This window comes from Oscillospiraceae bacterium MB24-C1, from assembly GCA_030913685.1.
Lineage (GTDB): Bacteria > Bacillota > Clostridia > Oscillospirales > Ruminococcaceae > Yanshouia.
This window is the reverse complement of the sequence record CP133187.1, coordinates 604,165-620,420: the sequence shown is the minus strand read 5'-3', so window position 1 is coordinate 620,420 and position 16,256 is coordinate 604,165. Positions and strand designations below refer to the sequence as shown.

The 16,256-nt window shown below is 43.1% G+C and carries 17 protein-coding genes; 11 read left to right on the top strand and 6 right to left on the bottom strand.

The window, feature by feature from the left end; translation table 11 throughout:
* Positions 1–5: 5 nt before the first annotated feature.
* The 3 genes from RBH76_03070 to RBH76_03060 all read right to left on the bottom strand — a co-directional run bounded on the left by RBH76_03070 (position 6) and on the right by RBH76_03060 (position 2,656).
* Positions 6–1,016: an ATP-binding cassette domain-containing protein gene (locus tag RBH76_03070; GenBank protein WMJ84422.1), complete on the bottom strand. Its 1,011-nt coding sequence runs from the start codon at positions 1,014–1,016 to the stop codon at positions 6–8.
* Positions 1,017–1,379: 363 nt separating this feature from the next.
* Positions 1,380–2,282 (bottom strand): cation diffusion facilitator family transporter, encoded by a 903-nt coding sequence (locus RBH76_03065; GenBank protein ID WMJ84421.1) that lies wholly within the window; start codon positions 2,280–2,282, stop codon positions 1,380–1,382.
* 212 nt (positions 2,283–2,494) lie between these two features.
* Entirely contained in the window at positions 2,495–2,656 is a 162-nt protein-coding gene (locus RBH76_03060) for a hypothetical protein (protein ID WMJ84420.1), read from the bottom strand.
* Between the two features lie 119 nt (positions 2,657–2,775).
* On the opposite strand from RBH76_03060, the gene RBH76_03055 reads away from it, so the two are divergent.
* The 10 genes from RBH76_03055 to RBH76_03010 all read left to right on the top strand — a co-directional run bounded on the left by RBH76_03055 (position 2,776) and on the right by RBH76_03010 (position 12,575).
* Positions 2,776–3,357 (top strand): 4'-phosphopantetheinyl transferase superfamily protein, encoded by a 582-nt coding sequence (locus tag RBH76_03055; GenBank protein WMJ84419.1) that lies wholly within the window; start codon positions 2,776–2,778, stop codon positions 3,355–3,357.
* Positions 3,358–3,702: 345 nt separating this feature from the next.
* On the top strand, positions 3,703–4,131 hold the full coding sequence (gene rplM / locus RBH76_03050; GenBank protein WMJ84418.1) for a 50S ribosomal protein L13: 429 nt from the start codon (positions 3,703–3,705) through the stop codon (positions 4,129–4,131).
* Between the two features lie 18 nt (positions 4,132–4,149).
* Positions 4,150–4,548, top strand: a complete 399-nt coding sequence (gene rpsI, locus RBH76_03045; GenBank protein ID WMJ84417.1) for a 30S ribosomal protein S9 — start codon at positions 4,150–4,152, stop codon at positions 4,546–4,548.
* 738 nt (positions 4,549–5,286) lie between these two features.
* Positions 5,287–5,472 (top strand): hypothetical protein, encoded by a 186-nt coding sequence (locus tag RBH76_03040; protein WMJ84416.1) that lies wholly within the window; start codon positions 5,287–5,289, stop codon positions 5,470–5,472.
* Positions 5,473–6,137: 665 nt separating this feature from the next.
* A complete protein-coding gene (locus tag RBH76_03035; protein WMJ84415.1) occupies positions 6,138–6,449 on the top strand; it encodes a hypothetical protein in 312 nt (103 codons plus the stop codon).
* A 400-nt stretch (positions 6,450–6,849) separates the two neighbouring features.
* Positions 6,850–7,887: an ATP-binding cassette domain-containing protein gene (locus RBH76_03030; GenBank protein ID WMJ84414.1), complete on the top strand. Its 1,038-nt coding sequence runs from the start codon at positions 6,850–6,852 to the stop codon at positions 7,885–7,887.
* A gap of 20 nt (positions 7,888–7,907) precedes the next feature.
* Positions 7,908–8,864, top strand: coding sequence for a sugar ABC transporter permease (locus RBH76_03025; GenBank protein WMJ84413.1), 957 nt, complete (start codon positions 7,908–7,910; stop codon positions 8,862–8,864).
* Positions 8,865–8,876: 12 nt separating this feature from the next.
* Complete coding sequence (locus RBH76_03020; GenBank protein ID WMJ84412.1) at positions 8,877–9,701, top strand: carbohydrate ABC transporter permease; 825 nt, start codon at positions 8,877–8,879, stop codon at positions 9,699–9,701.
* Between the two features lie 98 nt (positions 9,702–9,799).
* Positions 9,800–11,110: an ABC transporter substrate-binding protein gene (locus tag RBH76_03015; GenBank protein WMJ84411.1), complete on the top strand. Its 1,311-nt coding sequence runs from the start codon at positions 9,800–9,802 to the stop codon at positions 11,108–11,110.
* Positions 11,111–11,261: 151 nt separating this feature from the next.
* On the top strand, positions 11,262–12,575 hold the full coding sequence (locus tag RBH76_03010) for an alkaline phosphatase family protein (protein WMJ84410.1): 1,314 nt from the start codon (positions 11,262–11,264) through the stop codon (positions 12,573–12,575).
* 54 nt (positions 12,576–12,629) lie between these two features.
* Here the strand turns inward: RBH76_03010 and RBH76_03005 are convergent, their stop codons facing one another.
* Positions 12,630–12,818 (bottom strand): hypothetical protein, encoded by a 189-nt coding sequence (locus tag RBH76_03005; protein WMJ84409.1) that lies wholly within the window; start codon positions 12,816–12,818, stop codon positions 12,630–12,632.
* Between the two features lie 67 nt (positions 12,819–12,885).
* On the bottom strand, positions 12,886–13,503 hold the full coding sequence (locus RBH76_03000; protein WMJ84408.1) for a hypothetical protein: 618 nt from the start codon (positions 13,501–13,503) through the stop codon (positions 12,886–12,888).
* Positions 13,504–14,312: 809 nt separating this feature from the next.
* On the opposite strand from RBH76_03000, the gene RBH76_02995 reads away from it, so the two are divergent.
* Positions 14,313–14,876, top strand: coding sequence for a DUF4489 domain-containing protein (locus tag RBH76_02995; GenBank protein WMJ84407.1), 564 nt, complete (start codon positions 14,313–14,315; stop codon positions 14,874–14,876).
* A gap of 421 nt (positions 14,877–15,297) precedes the next feature.
* Here RBH76_02995 and RBH76_02990 read toward each other — a convergent pair whose 3' ends face one another.
* Positions 15,298–16,131 (bottom strand): methyltransferase domain-containing protein, encoded by an 834-nt coding sequence (locus tag RBH76_02990; protein WMJ84406.1) that lies wholly within the window; start codon positions 16,129–16,131, stop codon positions 15,298–15,300.
* Positions 16,132–16,256: the final 125 nt, after the last annotated feature.

Here is a 16,256-nt window from a genome sequence, read left to right as displayed (position 1 = left end):
TGCTGTTATTCATCAGTTTTGCCCTCTGTCGTCGGTTCGCTCTGCGGCTCGTTGGGCTTGGGTTGGGTCTTGCCCGGGGGTGACTGCGCAGCGATTTCGGGCTGATTATCTGCTAGGGGCTTTGGTTCGGCGACTTCGGCCTGTGTCTCGTTTGGCGGCTGCACGTTGTTGTCTGGTGCCGGGGCTATGTTTGACTGTGCGGCGGCCTCAGTGCCTTCGACGGCGTCTTCTACAGATAGGGACGGCGCTTCTGGTTGTACGTCCTCCAGCGACGGTAACGTTTTTGTGGACGCTTCGCCGACTGGAACCGGATCAAGGTAGGCCGGGTGAGGATTCGTTTCGTCGCTGATGACCATGCCGTCGCGTATCGTAATAATACGGTCGGCGTAACGTGCTAATTCATTGTCGTGCGTAACCAGCACAAAGGTGATACCGTTGTCGTGCGCCATTTCGATAAGCAAACGCATAACCTCCAGCGTGGTGCGGCTATCGAGGTTACCGGTTGGTTCGTCCGCAAAGACGATCTTCGGCTTTGCCACAAAGGCTCTGGCAATGCCTACGCGCTGCTGTTGTCCACCGGACATCTCTGAAGGCTTATGCCGCGCCCGGTTGCCCAGCCCCACTTTTTTTAGCATTTGCAGCGATTCACGGTCGCGCACCTCGCGCGGCACCCCGCGAAACAACAATGGCATTGCTACGTTTTCTGTAGCGGTCATCGAGGGTATCAGGTTATAGGACTGAAACACAAAGCCGACATACTTTTGCCGAAAACCGGCAAGCTGATCTTCGGTTAGGCGCGAGATATTGGTTTTGCCTATGTAGACGCTGCCCGCAGTGGGTTTTTCTAGCCCGGCTAGCTGGTTTAATAGCGTTGATTTTCCCGACCCAGAGGTGCCGAGGATGCAGCAGATTTCCCCTTTGCCGATGGCGAGATTGATATTGCTGAGCGCCTTGACCTTTTCAGCTCCGACGCGATATGTTTTGGAGAGGCCCTTTATGGTGATGATATTATCCAAGCGTCGCCCGTCTCCTTTCAATTTACTAAATCATTATCCGGTAAAATAGTGTATAAATAAGGACATATTGTTGCCCGCATCAACCAAAAATTTCACCAAATATACACTTCATTCTATCACACTTAGCGTAGGAAAAAAAGAATTAAGCTAGAGCGGCGGCAAAGGATGTTGCCTGCAAACAAAGAGAACCACACACTTTTGATAAAATTTGGGCATAATTGGACTGGTCAGGGTAAAAAAAAGCGGGTATAATAGCCACATTATAGCTATTATACCCGGCGGACGTCTGATGGCTTGCCGCTTTTTGATGAGCAACATGCCACCGTCACCTGCTTAGATACCGAAATCCGTCGGTCGATTCGGTTAAGGCTCCGAATCTTTGGCCGGGTAAGGGTTGACATGCACCATACAGTGTTTGACAGCGGGGAAATGCAGCTCAATCTGCTCGTGCACCGCTTGAGCGATGTCGTGCCCTTCTTTTACGCTCAAGGCGCCGTCCGCTGCGATGCTAACATCGACATAAATTTTAGAGCCGAATTTTCGGGTGGTCAGGCTGTCAAGCCGCAGAACGCCTTGCTGTGCCATCACAATATCACGCATCTGTGTTTGCAGGGCAGGCTCGCAGGCGCGATCTAACATCTGGTCAAACGCCTGCCGGGCAATGTCGAAGGAAACCTTGACGATGACAACCGAGATGATGACGCAGGCGATGGGATCCATGATTGGAAAACCTAGCAGCGCTCCACCGATGCCGATGAGTGAGCCGACTGAAGACAGTGCGTCTGAACGGTGATGCCAGGCATCCGCCATGAGCGAGGCCGAATCGGCTTTTTTGGCTGCGGCGCGGGTGTAGTGGTACATCATCTCCTTGACAGCGATTGAAATAACCGCCGCTGCCAACGCCAGAAAGCCTGGCACGACAAATCCGCCTGAAAGGCCAGTTAAAATGGTCTTGACCCCGCCCAGCCCGATGTAGACGCCAGTAGCCATCAGCAGGCCGGCCAGCGCGACTGCCGCCGCCGATTCCATGCGCTCATGCCCATAGGGATGCTCGGCGTCCTCGCGCTGCGCTGAGAGGCGTACACCCCAAATCACTACAACAGTGCTTATGATATCCGAGGCGGAATGCACTGCGTCTGAGACCATCGCTGAAGAATGTGCAATAATACCAGCCGCCAACTTGGCGACCGTCAACAGCACGTTGCCCATTATGCTTACCGTTGAGACACGCAAAGCTAATTTTTGCTTTTGTAAATCATCCATCATAAAAACACCCCTTGGCTCCGGTGTAGGTGTGTATAAAAAAGACAGCAACCTTAGTGTATGTAAGGTCACTGTCCCGCGATATCACACGCTGCCAAAATTGGCCCGAAGCAAAATACTTCTGATTTTCTTATCATACCATTTATTACCTGTGGTGTCAACTGGAATATTAATTTTTATGCTTCGGAATTGTAATTTATGAAAATTATATATGCTTAATTGATAGGGGTAATCTCTGGTTGCTCTTCATGTATCAGCGATGCACGGGTGGAAATGGCCTGAGCGGCTGCGAACAAAAGGTTGGCTACAATGTTTTGGTCGTCGGCGGACATGTTTTCGGTGATGGAAAGACCAATAACGATGGCGGCCATTGTCATATTTGTGGCGCCGTAGTTATTATTCTGAGCCGTCCGTTAATCCCCCATACATGATTTAATACTGATACTATACTATTCTATGCGCACCGCCGATTTAGGATAAAAAGGAGAGAGAAACGATGCTTTTATGCTGCCATATTAAATACGACCCCGACTTGCTTGTACGCGTCATGGCTCTGAGCCTACCCGAGCGGCGAAAAAAAGCGCAAGGCATTCGAGATGAGAAAACTCGGGCGGCGTCGCTGTCGGCGGGTCTTCTGCTCAAATATGGGCTGCAACAATGCGGCGTATTGGATGTGGATATTTGCTATACCGAAAAAGGAAAGCCCTATCTGGCTGGTAACGATCTGTACTTTAGTCTGTCGCACAGTGGGGAGTATGCTGCATGCGTTATTGATAAAAAGGTTATTGGTGTAGATATTCAAAAAATTGTGGCGGTTTCTCAGCGTGCAGTTTCGCGCTTTTGCACAGAGGAAGAATTGCAGTATTTAAATAATAGCCACGATTATTACCGTGACGTCATCCGCTTGTGGGCTTTGAAAGAAAGCTGGCTAAAGGCCACAGGCAAAAGTGCTGCCGATATGTTCAACGCGTCCTTTACGCTGCGTGCCGATGGAACCGTAGACGGGCCGGAGGGATTTGAATATCGCCTGTATGAGCGTATCCCAGACTACATTCTAGCTGTGTGCCAAAGTAAATAATGATCAGAAGACTGTTTTGTGGCTGTAATTGTACTATAGTTTTTGCATGAATGGCCTACCCGTTTTAAAAGTGAGTTAAAAGGAATTAATTTAGCTGCATTATCGGCGTGTTGCGAGGCTTGTTTAGAGAGAAAAGCCAATCAAACCCGCTTTAATACAGCTTTTTTTAATTTTTTCTAAAAATAGAATGGCGCGCGCAAATCGAAGAGAAACAGAGAGAAAACGAGAGATAATGTGCAAGAGTGGGCTGATAAATTAAAATAATGCCTTGACAGCTTTTGCGGACATGGTTATACTAGTAAAGCATTGCAAAGATAAGCAAAATTTTGAGGAGGTAAACACCTTATGTCAACCTTTCTTCCGAAGGCAGATGGCATCAAGCGCGAGTGGTATGTTATCGACGCTGCAGGCAAGCCCCTGGGCCGCACTGCCACTACCGTTGCCAGCATTCTGCGCGGCAAGCATAAGCCGATTTTTACGCCCAACGTTGATTGTGGCGACCATGTTGTTGTCATTAACGCTGCTAAGGCAGTTCTGACCGGCAACAAGCTGCAGGACAAATATTATCGTCACCACAGTGGTTGGGTCGGCGGCCTTAAAGAGGTCAACTATGCCACTCTGATGAAGAACAATCCCGAAAAGGCCATGATGTTGGCCGTCAAGGGCATGCTGCCGGACAATACGCTCGGCAGAAAAGCGCTCACCCGCGCGCGCATCTATCGTGATGCTAACCACAACCAGGAAGCCCAACAGCCGAAGGCCTGGAACGAATAAGAGAGGAGACTGAAAGTTATGTATGATAGCAAGCCTTATCTCTACGGCACAGGCCGCAGAAAGAGTTCCGTTGCCCGCGTAAGAGTTTATCCCGGCAGCGGCAGCATCACCATCAACGGCAGAGACATTGACGATTATTTTGGCCTTGATACCCTCAAGCTGATTGTTCGTCAGCCGATGGCTTTGACCGATACTCTTGGCAAATATGATATCATCTGCACCGTCGCAGGCGGCGGCGTATCTGGCCAGGCTGGTGCCATCCGCCATGGTCTTTCCCGCGCACTGTTGCAGGTTTCTGATGAGATGCGCCCCATCCTCAAGAAGGCTGGCCTTCTCACCCGTGACCCGAGAATGAAAGAGCGTAAGAAGTACGGCCTCAAGGCTGCACGTCGTGCCCCGCAGTTTTCAAAAAGATAATATATTATCTATACAAACCGCATGGATGCTTTATCCATGCGGTTTTTGTTTGTCTTAGAACACCTCGGATTACACGCGTAGGTCAAAAAGGGTACGTATAGACCACACCATATTTTATTAATTAATTCTTGTATCTCAAGGTGCATGTAAACCTTCTCCGTCACACCTTGCCCTTGTGACCGACAATCTCTTTAATTAAACGCTCGTCTACTTTAGCAGCGGTTAATAATGATATACATGTGTGCCGCGTATCGTGTGGACAATACCTCATATAACAGTTTCCATCAACGGCTTCCAATACGAATCATAATAATTACTATACGTGAATACTTCGCCCTCTGGCGTTGAAATTAGATATTCACAATCATTCTTATTCATCCAAAATTTAAAGTATGGAAAAACTTTTTTGGCTGTTGCTACAGTTCGTATTCCCGCTTCTGAATTGGATTCAATAACATTGTTACACCACGCCCCTGAGAAGTGGCAGCTGTTTGTTGAATACAACCGGCAAGACGCCGTCACCGAAATGAAAGCCCACGCTGCAAAAGCAGTGGGAAACCGACTAGATCATCAACACGTGTGGTGTTGCGGTCGATCTTGAGCTGATGGATGGCGCGATCCTAATTGGGGAAAGTACCGCGACGACACTTCGCGAGGAGGCTGTAGCTATATCGGGCTTAGATAACCCGAATAGCATTGCGCAGCTTTCCAAGTGGCTATCTAAGGAAATTGAGCGCCGTGCTGGCTCTCGACCTCGACTACATCCCGGCGGGCGGTGCGAACGACGTGCTGCGCCAATCGACGGTTTGGGCTGTGGGTACTGCGTCTATTCAACTAGAAAGTATTCCTCGGCGGTGCCGCATTTGCGCGTGTTGCTGCCGCTGGACGAACCCCCTCGCAGGAAGCGCTGTTGCAGGCGCTTAAAGCGAGGATTGAGAAGGCGAAATCCGTTAAATTATAATTTACCTGCATTGCGTTATGTTCATTTTATGCGATTAGATTGGGATTTAAATCTGCAGTACGCTTTTATTGGTAACGAAATAATAAAATAAATAATCATTGTATTAAGCAACAGAGATAGAGGATTTAGTTGCATGGACATCAAGGGGGTTACTCTAATTGCCGTATCATAAATAGTAATAAACGGTATGGGAAAACCAACCTTATATTGAAAATTGTCAATTATCTTAAATGGTAAAAGATAAGATAAAACAATCTCTATCCAAAATGCTAAATTTAATATTTTCCAATTAATATTCTTCACTAAAATTCTCCTTCGTCTAAAATAAACATTTTATTTTATTATCTCAAATGTCGCTGGAGAATTCTACCCCTGTTTAAAAGTTCGGCAATTGCTAATGTGACGACAAATAACAGAATGGAGGCGCAGAAATGATATCACACAGTTGCGGCGGCATGAGCTACGCCGACCAAATCTGAAATATGAGCGATGAAGCACTAAAAGAAATTTTAGTCGCGGAATCTATAGCAGAAAAAATACCGTTTTGCCAAAATAAGCCGGAATGCGATACGCTGCTTGAAACGGAAAACGGTATACCTCAAGAAATGTGCTTTGAGTGCGCGTTAGAGTGGCTTTGCAGGCCCGCTATAAAATTATAACTGGGAACTCCGGATTATTTATTGGAAGCCTAATTGCAGATGACAAATTGAGTAAATTGATTTTGCCTTGTGGCGAATATGCGATTGCTTCGGTTAAACCCAAATTTGGTGCGCTATGGGGTTTAGCTATTGGAGAAGCGAAACGCTTCTTTTACATGAAATGGCTTCCACAAAGTGATTACTATGCACAAAACCTTGAGTACGAATATCATACCGAAAAGGCGGTAGGGAAAAAGCCTACGGTTGATATTGTATTTGCAATTTGCACACGAACCAAATGAGCATAACGCGAAGCATACAAGTTGGCATCGTAATTTTTAGAAAGCACAAAAAAGGTAATACAGTACCGTCCTTGGTTCCAGTCATTTTGTGGAATTCTGACGACAAATGCGAAATGTCTTTTGCGGTGGTCTTGTCGTTTGTTTGTCCCCATATTTCCATATAAAGTTATCTCATCACGCTGTTCCAATCGTACTTCTATCGCTGTCATAAAACCACCTCGTCAAATATAAATAATAGGCATCTGGAATTTAAGTATATCATAAACACTAGACGAAAATGAGGGAACAAGGAATATTGATAGACAAATGCAGCTTAACGCGAGTTTAACTTGAAATTCGTGATGATTTCATACAAAGACAATATAATCCAATTAGTAAAAATAAATGGATGGAGATCTTCATGAACAAAATTGAGTTGAGGAATATCACAAAAGCCTATGGGGCTAACTCTCCCGTCATCGAAAAATTGGATCTCAATATCAAAGATGGTAGTTTTACTGTTCTTTTGGGACCTTCGGGTTGCGGGAAATCCACTGTTTTGCGGATGATCGCTGGGCTCGAAAAGGAAACAGAGGGCGATACCTACATAGATGGCGTAAACGTAAAAAATATGCAACCGGGAGAACGACGTATCGCCATGGTGTTTCAAAATTATGCGCTATATCCTACTATGAACGTAAAGGAAAATATTGAATTTGGTCTCAAGAATATCAAAATTCCTAAAGCAGAACGCGAGACCCGTGTCAATGAGATTGCCAAGATGGTGGGGCTTGAAGAATACCTTGTACGCAAACCTCAGCATCTTTCAGGTGGCCAACGTCAAAGGGTGGCACTAGCAAGGGCAATTGTTAAAAAACCGTCGGTGTTTCTAATGGATGAACCCCTGTCGAATTTGGACGCCAAGCTGCGCAATCAGATTCGCACCGACCTCATTGAGCTTTACCGAAAGCTAAATACCACCTTTGTTTACGTGACTCACGATCAGGTGGAAGCCATGTCCATGGGGACAGAAATTATTCTTTTAGATAAGGGGGAAATTAAGCAAAAGGGAAGTCCGTCGGCGATATATGAAAAGCCCAACAATGTTTTTACGGCGCGTTTTATCGGATCTCCGCCTATGAATATACTGGAAGCAAAGGTTTATGCCTCAATGGGACATGCTCTCCCAGCAGGTGCACAGCATGTTGGTTTTCGTCCTGAAAAAGCATCACTCGGCGTTAAAAACTCACCGGCCGAAAACGAGATAGCATTTAAAGGTGATATCCTCACTAGAGAAATGCTCGGTGACCAGATTCTCTATAAGGTAGAAACCCCCTGTGGTGTTGTTAATGTCAAAAGCTTTGATACCCGCCCGATAGATTACGGTGCATGTACGGTTTATGTCCAAAAAGATAGTCTGTTCTTTTTCGATGCCGATGAACAACGAATTGATGTTTAAGCGAAAGGTGGTATATAAGAATGCAAAATATGGATACAGCGATAACCGCTAATGCACGTTTTTCTTCAGTGAACCTTGGACAGCATCGAAGCCTTAACAGGGAACTAAAGCAGTTTGCTTCCGCTACGCTTCCTTACATTATGGTTGCACCGTCCATGATTGTTTTTTCAGTTTTTATACTTTACCCCATTGGTTACATGGTTTATCTCAGCTTTTTTGAGTGGAACATGATCGGCCCAAAGACGTTTGTAGGGCTCGACAATTTTATTGGACTTATAGGTGATATGGAATTCTGGCAGGTTGTTAGCAATTCATTTCAGTACACGTTTTTTATGGTGGTATTTTCGGTTGGCTTTGCTCTGCCGCTGGCCGTTTATCTAAAGAATAAAACCAAAATTAGCAGCATTATGCAAAGCGTCATTTTTACGCCTCATATTGTTTCCCTAGTCTCGGTGGCATTCATATGGATGTGGCTGATGGACTCCGACTATGGGCTTCTCAACTATATTCTTAAAATGGCGGGCATCTCTCCAGTTGGCTGGCTGGACAGTCCCAAGGTAGCACTATTTTCCTTAATTTTGGTATCGGTTTGGAAAGGAATCGGGTACAACACAATTATTCTTATCTCCGCTATGCAGACGATACCGGCCTATCTTTATGAAGCCGCAAGCCTTGACAGAGCAAAAAAACACACCGTATTTTTCAAAATTACGCTACCGATGATATCGCCCACTCTCTTTTTCTTGACACTAATGAATATGATTTCTGCCTTCAAAGTGTTTGAAACGGTGAACATTATGACGCAGGGTGGACCGATGAATTCAACAAATACGCTCGTATACAATATTTATCAATATGGATTTAATTTTTACAAGATTGGTAACGCTTCTGCAATCGGCGTAGTTTTAATGGCAATTATCGGCGTATGCACTTACTTATATTTCAAAGTGCTAAACAGCCGCGTTTATTACAGGTGAGGGTAATAGTCTATGAAAGAATCGATTTTAAGTAAAGCAACAAAAAGTGTGGTAAATATTCTTATCATCTTAATCTTTTTTACACCGTTTTATTGGATGATGCTCACCTCAATCAAAAATTTAGGGCAAACACTCAAAATGCCGCCTGTCTTCTGGGTAGAAAACCCGCAATGGCAAAATTTTTTAACCGTATTTGCTAAAATCCCGTTTTTCCATATGCTGAAAAACAGCATTATCGTGGCGGTGGGTATTCTGATTTGCCAATGCATCACAGTCATACCGGCGGCTTATGCCTTTGCACGATTCCGATTTAAGGGCGATCGCTTTTTGTTCGGGGTTACGCTTGCCACTATGATGATTCCTGCCCAGTTGATATTTCTACCGGTTTTTTTGATGTTCAGTAAAGCCGGAATGATCAACAGCTACGCCAGCCTAATTCTTCCCTCGGCAAGCAGTGCGTTTGCAATATTTATGCTGCGCCAGTCCTTTAAGCAAGTACCGGAGGAAATTTTAGAGGCCGCACGGTTAGACAACGCTAGTGAATGGGATATCATGGCAAAAATTATGCTGCCTATTGTGCGTCCAACGGTGGTTACGCTAGCCTTGATTACCTTTATTAGCACCTGGAACGACTATTTTTGGCCGCTGGTGTTAACGACTAACAATGTGGTGCGCACTTTGCCAGTGGGAATTGCCGCGCTGCGACAGTCGGAAAGTGGAATTAGCTATCATATCCTCATGGCCGGAAACGTCTTGTTAGTCATACCGGTAATGCTTGCGTTTTTCTTGGCACAAAAGCAAATCATAAAAGCGTTTACTTACACGGGAGAAAAGTAATGGGATATAAGAATATCTCAATCTGAAGAAGTATGCCGTTGGCATTTGTAAAGATATAAAATCTAAGTGGTTCCCCAAAATTTAATCGGAGGTTAAACATGAAAAAACTAATATCTATTGTAATGGCGATTTCAATGCTGCTGTCTTTGGTGGCCTGTGGTAGTTCCAGTGCCAGTCAGGGCAGTGCTTCAGGTTCCTCGAACACCGATGCGGAAAGTGAGCCTACCAAAATCATCTTTTGGTATTCCTGGAGTGATAAAATTCAGGAAAACAATGAGAACTTGGTCAAGCAGTTTAATGAAACCGTGGGCAAAGAAAAAGGGATAGAGGTTACTGCGGAGTATCAAGGTACATATGATGACCTGCACCAGAAGCTTCAAGCTGCATATGTCTCGGGCACAACTCCCGCTGTTACTGTAATGGAAATTGCTTCAATCAAGACCTTTGCTGAAAACGGCGTACTTGAACCGCTTAGCCCTTATATTAAACGCGACGGAATCGATATGAACGACTTCTATGAAGGGCTATTGGAAAACTGCAAGGTAAGTGATACTTGGTATGGCCTGCCATATCTTAGAAGCACCCCTATTCTTTACATGAACACAACGCTGCTTAAACAAGCCGGTCTCGATTTAAACGGACCCAAAACCTGGGATGAGCTGGCTGAGTACTGCAAAACCATCAAAGAAAAAACAGGCGCTTATGGACTTTCCATGTATTCTTACATCTGGACCTTTGAAGCATTTATGCTTGAAAACGGTTCTTCAATTCTGAGCGACGATGAGATGACCACCAATATCAATACAAATGAAGCGAAATTTGCTCTGCAGTTTTTCAAGGATCTTAAAGACAAGGGCTATATTCGCTGTGTTGCAGGCACTGATTCCAGTAAGGTGGATGCGGACTATATGAATCAGAATTGCGCTATGTGGATGACATCCACGGCAAACCTGAGTAAAGCGATCGCTGTAGCTAAGGAAAATAACTTTGAGGTTAATACTTGCTATATTCCAAAGAACACCGATTACGGCGTGCCAACCGGCGGTTGCAATCTGATTATGACCACTAAAATTTCGGATAAGGAAAAAGAGGCAGCATGGGAGTTTATTAAATGGATGACCGCCACAGAGCAATCGTCTTATGCGAGCGAATATACCGGATATGTCACCAGTCGTAAGAGTGCGACCGCCACTGAGCGTATACAGAATCTTTACAAGACTACCCCACAATTTAAGGTTGCACTGGATCAGCTTGAAAGTTCTGGTCATGGCCGTCCGATGAATCCCGGCTACGCACAATCCAGCAACGAGCTTGTCGCTGTTATGGATGCCATTTGGGTCAACGGCGCCGATATTGCTACTACGGTAGCTGATGCGGAAACCAAAATAAACAAGTACTTAAAAAAATAATTATTTAAAAAAGCTGGAGAAGAAGCGATAAATATTTCGCTTACTTTTCCAACTCCCTACGAAAACCATTGTAGCAATCGAGCGAAGCTTATCGTCCGAAATGGTTTTATCTCATTATTATGCCGTTACTGTGCGGCGGAATGGAGCAAATATGGCCAATAAACTGGTTGTACTGTCTTTTGACGCTTTGCAAACGAATGATTTGGAGCAACTTTCAAGGTTGCCTTATTTTTCGCAAATTCTTAAAAAAGCATCAGTTGTAAATCATATCAGAGAAATCTACCCAACGCTAACCTACCCTATCCATACCACCATTATCACGGGCGTACACCCTGATAAGCACGGTATTTCTCACAATCAAAAGGCTTCCATAGACCCCAAAGATCCTGATTGGAGCATTATGGGCTCAGATTGGTACTGGGAAAAAGAGAATATCAAAGTTAAAACGCTGGTGGATACCGTATGGGAACAGGGGGGTAATGTAGCGACGGTTTTATGGCCCGTTACAGCGGGGGACAATCGAGGATATAATATTCCGGAAATATGGCCTGTACGGGGAAGCGAACAAAAAGCGAAAGAAGTTTATGCAAAGGCTTCTTCCCCTTTGGCAATGCGAGACTATTATGACAGATATATTGCGCATTACGACTGGTCTAATAATGAAGATATGGTCTATTATGGGGTTGAAATTGCGCTGGATATTCTGAAAAAGCAAAAACCTAATCTGCTGTTGTGTCATCTTGTGCATTTGGATCATATTCGGCATTTGTACGGTGATCAGGGTAGAGAGGTAAACAATTGCCTCAAACAACTAGACATTATCGCCGAACGCTTTATTCAGGCGACACGGGAAGCTGGTACCTTTGAAGAAACTAATTTTATCATTCTTGGTGATCATGGACAGATTGATATTGATACCGTGTTTAATTTGAATGTCCTGCTAAAAGATATGGGATTCATCCGTATAGATGCCTGCGGAAAAGCCGAGAGCTTCGACGCTTACAGTTTTTCAGCGGGCTTCTCCACGCAAATCATGCTGGCCAACTCCGATGATCAACAATTAGAGCAAAAAGTATACGCTGCGCTTCTTGATATTCAGATGCGATATCCACAATATATCGAGCGCGTTTATAAAGCTGATGAAGTTGAAAGGGAAGAACATCTGAAAGGTGATTTTTCTTTTGTTCTAGAGGGTACCTTGGGAACGCTTTTTCAAAACAGTCTTACCGATTCGCTTATTATTCCGTTTGGATCTTCCGAATATAAGTTTTACCGGGCAATGCACGGACATCATCCCGCAAAGGGGAATAAGCCACCTTTAATCGCCTTTGGTCCTGATATTTTGCCCAGTGAGCGCCTGATAAGCGGGGACATGATGTCAATTTATCCTACATTGGCGCTGCTTTTGGGGGTAAGCATACCTGAAGTAGTAGATGGAAAGCCATTCCCGATTTTAAAAACATAAGAAAATGATAAACCATTAAATTAAAAATTCAAATGCCACTAGCTTCACTTACAGCTAGCGGCATTTGAATTGTCTAGTTTGCTCATTTTGTATCGTTGCTATTTTCAGATTTTTATCTTTTATAGCCTTTAATATAAATCCACCCATAACTGCAATAGGTAGTGAAACTGCAAAAGAAATTGGCTCTAAAAATGCACCGATACCACCAGCAATAATAGTAGAAATGATAGCTAATACAATCATGATTTGAACCCCCTTGTTATATAAATAATGGACGCTGAAGCATCCCTGTCTATAACATAGTGAACGATCATTGAGCCGGAGCCGACGAGGAATCCTGGTAATTTGCATGGGCCTCCGGAATCACAAATAAGTCCTCTGGATAAGTGTTGCTAATGGTCGGGTCTTTAAACAGCCCCCCGGACTCATACAATACAATTCCTTGCAAGTGATCATTAGAATACATAAAATCGATTGTAGCCGTTTTATCCTTAACGCGGTATTCAAAGGTTTCAAAATAGTATTCAACCCCATCAATTGTTTTTTCGCCGAAAACTCCGCTGAAAGTAAGGTCGCTGAAATCAAGTGCGCAGGATTTTAAACCTGTTTTATCCGTATATTCCTGCATGGGCAACTCTGCTAAAACTTCTCCGTTGCAAATAATAGTAATTATTTTATTATCGGCTATTGACGAGAGAACATCCCCTTGCATTTCATATCTTACAGCACTTAATGTACCTTTTTGAGCCCTTTCCATAAACACTGGTGTATGATCATAGGCAATACTAGAATCCATGTAGCTCATATAATAATTTCCGCTTTTTAGAATATCGACATACTGATTAGACAGACACTCTTTATTTTTATTACTCTGAGAACATGCACACAAGAGTAATAATAGAAATGACACAAATAATTTCTTATTCACAACAATCTCCCAAATACAGTTTTTAAATGTGACATAATTACTTTTTGTACCATAGTGAGCAGTTCAATTTAACATAACGCGCAGTTGGTTTGTTTTTTAAATATAATAAATTCGGCGTTGTTAGTGCTAGAAGATGATTCAATTATAGCTTTATAATCCAATTTTAATAATTTCTCCAATAACAAATATTCGTAAGAAGTATGTTCAGACTTTACAATATAAATTTCACCTGATACAAAAATTGCCATTGATACATCATCTTCCAATGGACCATTGTCTGTCCAAGGGCCAGGGGGCCTTGGAAGTTTTAAACAACACCGATACCACCAGCAATAATAGTAGTCGCTCAAATGCTATAGGATAATTCTACCGCAATTTAAAAAGCATGGCAATATCTTTAATAGGCCGTCAAATTGTAATTTAGTAGCGAAACGGGAATGTGTGTTAATACTGGCTCCATGCAAACGGAGCACCATAAAATAGGTGCTCCGTCAATATAGATAAAAGCAGAATGTCTTATATAATTTAATCTAAATTACAAATAGGCCCGCACTGGCAGCGCCAGCAGCGACCATTCCAAACCCAGTCACACCGGAAACAACGGAAATTGTTTTGACACCACATAAGATACGCCTCCTTTCTTGAGTATGTACCCCTGTGCTTTGCCGTTGTACTACATCCTATTCAGATAGCAGGAAAGGGTGACGCAGGGAGACTGGTTGATTTCTACTAATGAACTTATTTTTGTTTACACTCATAAAATGTTAACGGAAAGCGCTCGCTTCTCTATTAACAAAGGAGTGATTATAATGGAAAGATATAATGCTGAATGTTATAATGCTTACAGTTTCCCAAAAAACAAGAATAAAGATAAGGATTGCTGTGACAAAGCCAGAAAAGTACTATTAGAGTGTGGGTTTAACCCTGAACCTGCAATCTTTGCAATAGATGATGACTATGTTGAGCCACAGCAATGTTTTGATTTAGATAGATTAGTAATAGATACTACTGACTTATGCAGACCAATAGTAAAGATTGAGTTTTCAAGTCTTATTTGCTTTGAAGCGGAAAGCAATGATAATGGTGATGATGAAATTGAAGTTAAGCTATTATTTGAGTTGGAAAGAATTTGTAATGGCAAAAAAGAGTGTGTTCAGAACTGGTACTATGTCAAAGAATTTGAAACAGAAAATGAGCTTGAGGTAGAGATTTCTGAACCGTTTACTGTTACTTTCTGCGACCGAACATGTCCAGGATGTTGTGAATATAAAATGGTGGTAAAAGGTATAGATTTTGACGGAAAATTTGAATTTCTAAATGTAGTTAAACCGAATTTAAGTGCGATCGCGCAAGGGTTATGTAGCGATAGATAAAACGAAAAAAATGCTACAATAGCCGATATGTGGCGTACGCAAGTTCAAGAATTGACGCTTACGCATTTCTCTGAACCTTTTCAGGGAAGCAGATAGTAGTTCATTAGCAAAGCTACCAGCCGGAGAGTTAATCTCCGGCTGGTAGCTTATCTCTTGTTGAAAACGGCAATTGAATACCCATGTAGAGCCGCTAAATAACAGGTTATTAGTCAAAACAAAAGCCGGAGGACGATTCCTCCGGCTGGCGAATGAAGATACTTTTCTATTTCTTTTTGAAGACGGCATTTATGCTCCTGGGGCCGTAGATGGCATAAAGGTAAAGGAGGCTGTATCTCCGCAGTTGATGCTGTTGGGAACAGTCTTTCTGTTTTGCACTTTTGGGTTAAGTCGGCCCGACATCATTTATGTAAAGAAGTCAGTTTCAGTTATTTTTTGCCACGACACATATAGTTTTATTTCCGTGTTTATATTCTGCGCCGGCTACATTTCCGTAAAATTGTAAATTATGGAAACCTGCCTCCTGCAATTCTGTTCTTAATTCCTCAATCTCAAAAGTATGCTCCCAGTTGTTATAACAAGTTGTTTCGCTGTCTGTTACAACAATATACTGACGAAGAAATGTATTGTCATGGTCATAACGGTAAAGCTGTTGTAACAAGATATATGGAGCTGCTTTCCAAAAACCGCCTTCTTCGTAACTCCAAGTCTTATATTCCGGTTGATTTTCATATTCGGAAGGAGTAAAAACATCAAATAGAAAACATCCGGTTGGAGATAGTGCATTGTAAACCTTTCGCAACAAGGATTTGCGTTCTGTATGCGATAAAACGCCCAAATCACAATAGATCATCGTTATCAAATCATAGCTTCCCTCAATTGGAGATTGAATATAATCACCTTTTTGGTATGCGATGTTCAACGCCTTTTCTCTGGCGATTTTCTCTGCATACTGTATTGAGTTTTCTGAAATATCGAAGCCGGTAACTTGATAACCTTTTGCATGAAACAGCTCTGCATAGATACCGGGGCCACAGCCTAAATCCAAAAGCCTTTTATAGGATGAGGGGGGTAGGGTGTCTGAAATCCAATTAGCAGATTGTTCTACAAAACTCAATCTGCGGGTTGCGGATTCAAAATCAGGATTTAAGTGTGCTTTTAGCATACTTTGCGAAATATGTGGGTCGTTCCAAAATTTTGCTTTGCTTTTTTCAAAGAGGACTGGTTTTTTTAGGTACGGTTTTACTGCTTTAATCATTATCATTTCTACCTTTCTTTATAAAATTTCCACAACAAAAAAAGCTGTGGAATTTTTCCACAGCCTAAAGGTTAGCTACTCTGTGGAAAACAAAAATAATCATTTCAAGACATAAAAACATAGCC

Bases quoted from the DNA above. Each gene is read 5' to 3' on its own strand.
- rpsI (WMJ84417.1), top strand. From the start codon at position 4,150: ATGTATGATAGCAAGCCTTATCTCTACGGCACAGGCCGCAGAAAGAGT.
- rplM (WMJ84418.1), top strand. From the start codon at position 3,703: ATGTCAACCTTTCTTCCGAAGGCAGATGGCATCAAGCGCGAGTGGTAT.
- RBH76_03020 (WMJ84412.1), top strand. From the start codon at position 8,877: ATGAAAGAATCGATTTTAAGTAAAGCAACAAAAAGTGTGGTAAATATT.
- RBH76_03055 (WMJ84419.1), top strand. From the start codon at position 2,776: ATGCTTTTATGCTGCCATATTAAATACGACCCCGACTTGCTTGTACGC.
- RBH76_02995 (WMJ84407.1), top strand. From the start codon at position 14,313: ATGGAAAGATATAATGCTGAATGTTATAATGCTTACAGTTTCCCAAAA.
- RBH76_03030 (WMJ84414.1), top strand. From the start codon at position 6,850: ATGAACAAAATTGAGTTGAGGAATATCACAAAAGCCTATGGGGCTAAC.
- RBH76_03010 (WMJ84410.1), top strand. From the start codon at position 11,262: ATGGCCAATAAACTGGTTGTACTGTCTTTTGACGCTTTGCAAACGAAT.
- RBH76_03025 (WMJ84413.1), top strand. From the start codon at position 7,908: ATGCAAAATATGGATACAGCGATAACCGCTAATGCACGTTTTTCTTCA.
- RBH76_03060 (WMJ84420.1), bottom strand. From the start codon at position 2,656: ATGACAATGGCCGCCATCGTTATTGGTCTTTCCATCACCGAAAACATG.
- RBH76_02990 (WMJ84406.1), bottom strand. From the start codon at position 16,131: ATGATTAAAGCAGTAAAACCGTACCTAAAAAAACCAGTCCTCTTTGAA.
- RBH76_03065 (WMJ84421.1), bottom strand. From the start codon at position 2,282: ATGATGGATGATTTACAAAAGCAAAAATTAGCTTTGCGTGTCTCAACG.
- RBH76_03015 (WMJ84411.1), top strand. From the start codon at position 9,800: ATGAAAAAACTAATATCTATTGTAATGGCGATTTCAATGCTGCTGTCT.
- RBH76_03005 (WMJ84409.1), bottom strand. From the start codon at position 12,818: ATGATTGTATTAGCTATCATTTCTACTATTATTGCTGGTGGTATCGGT.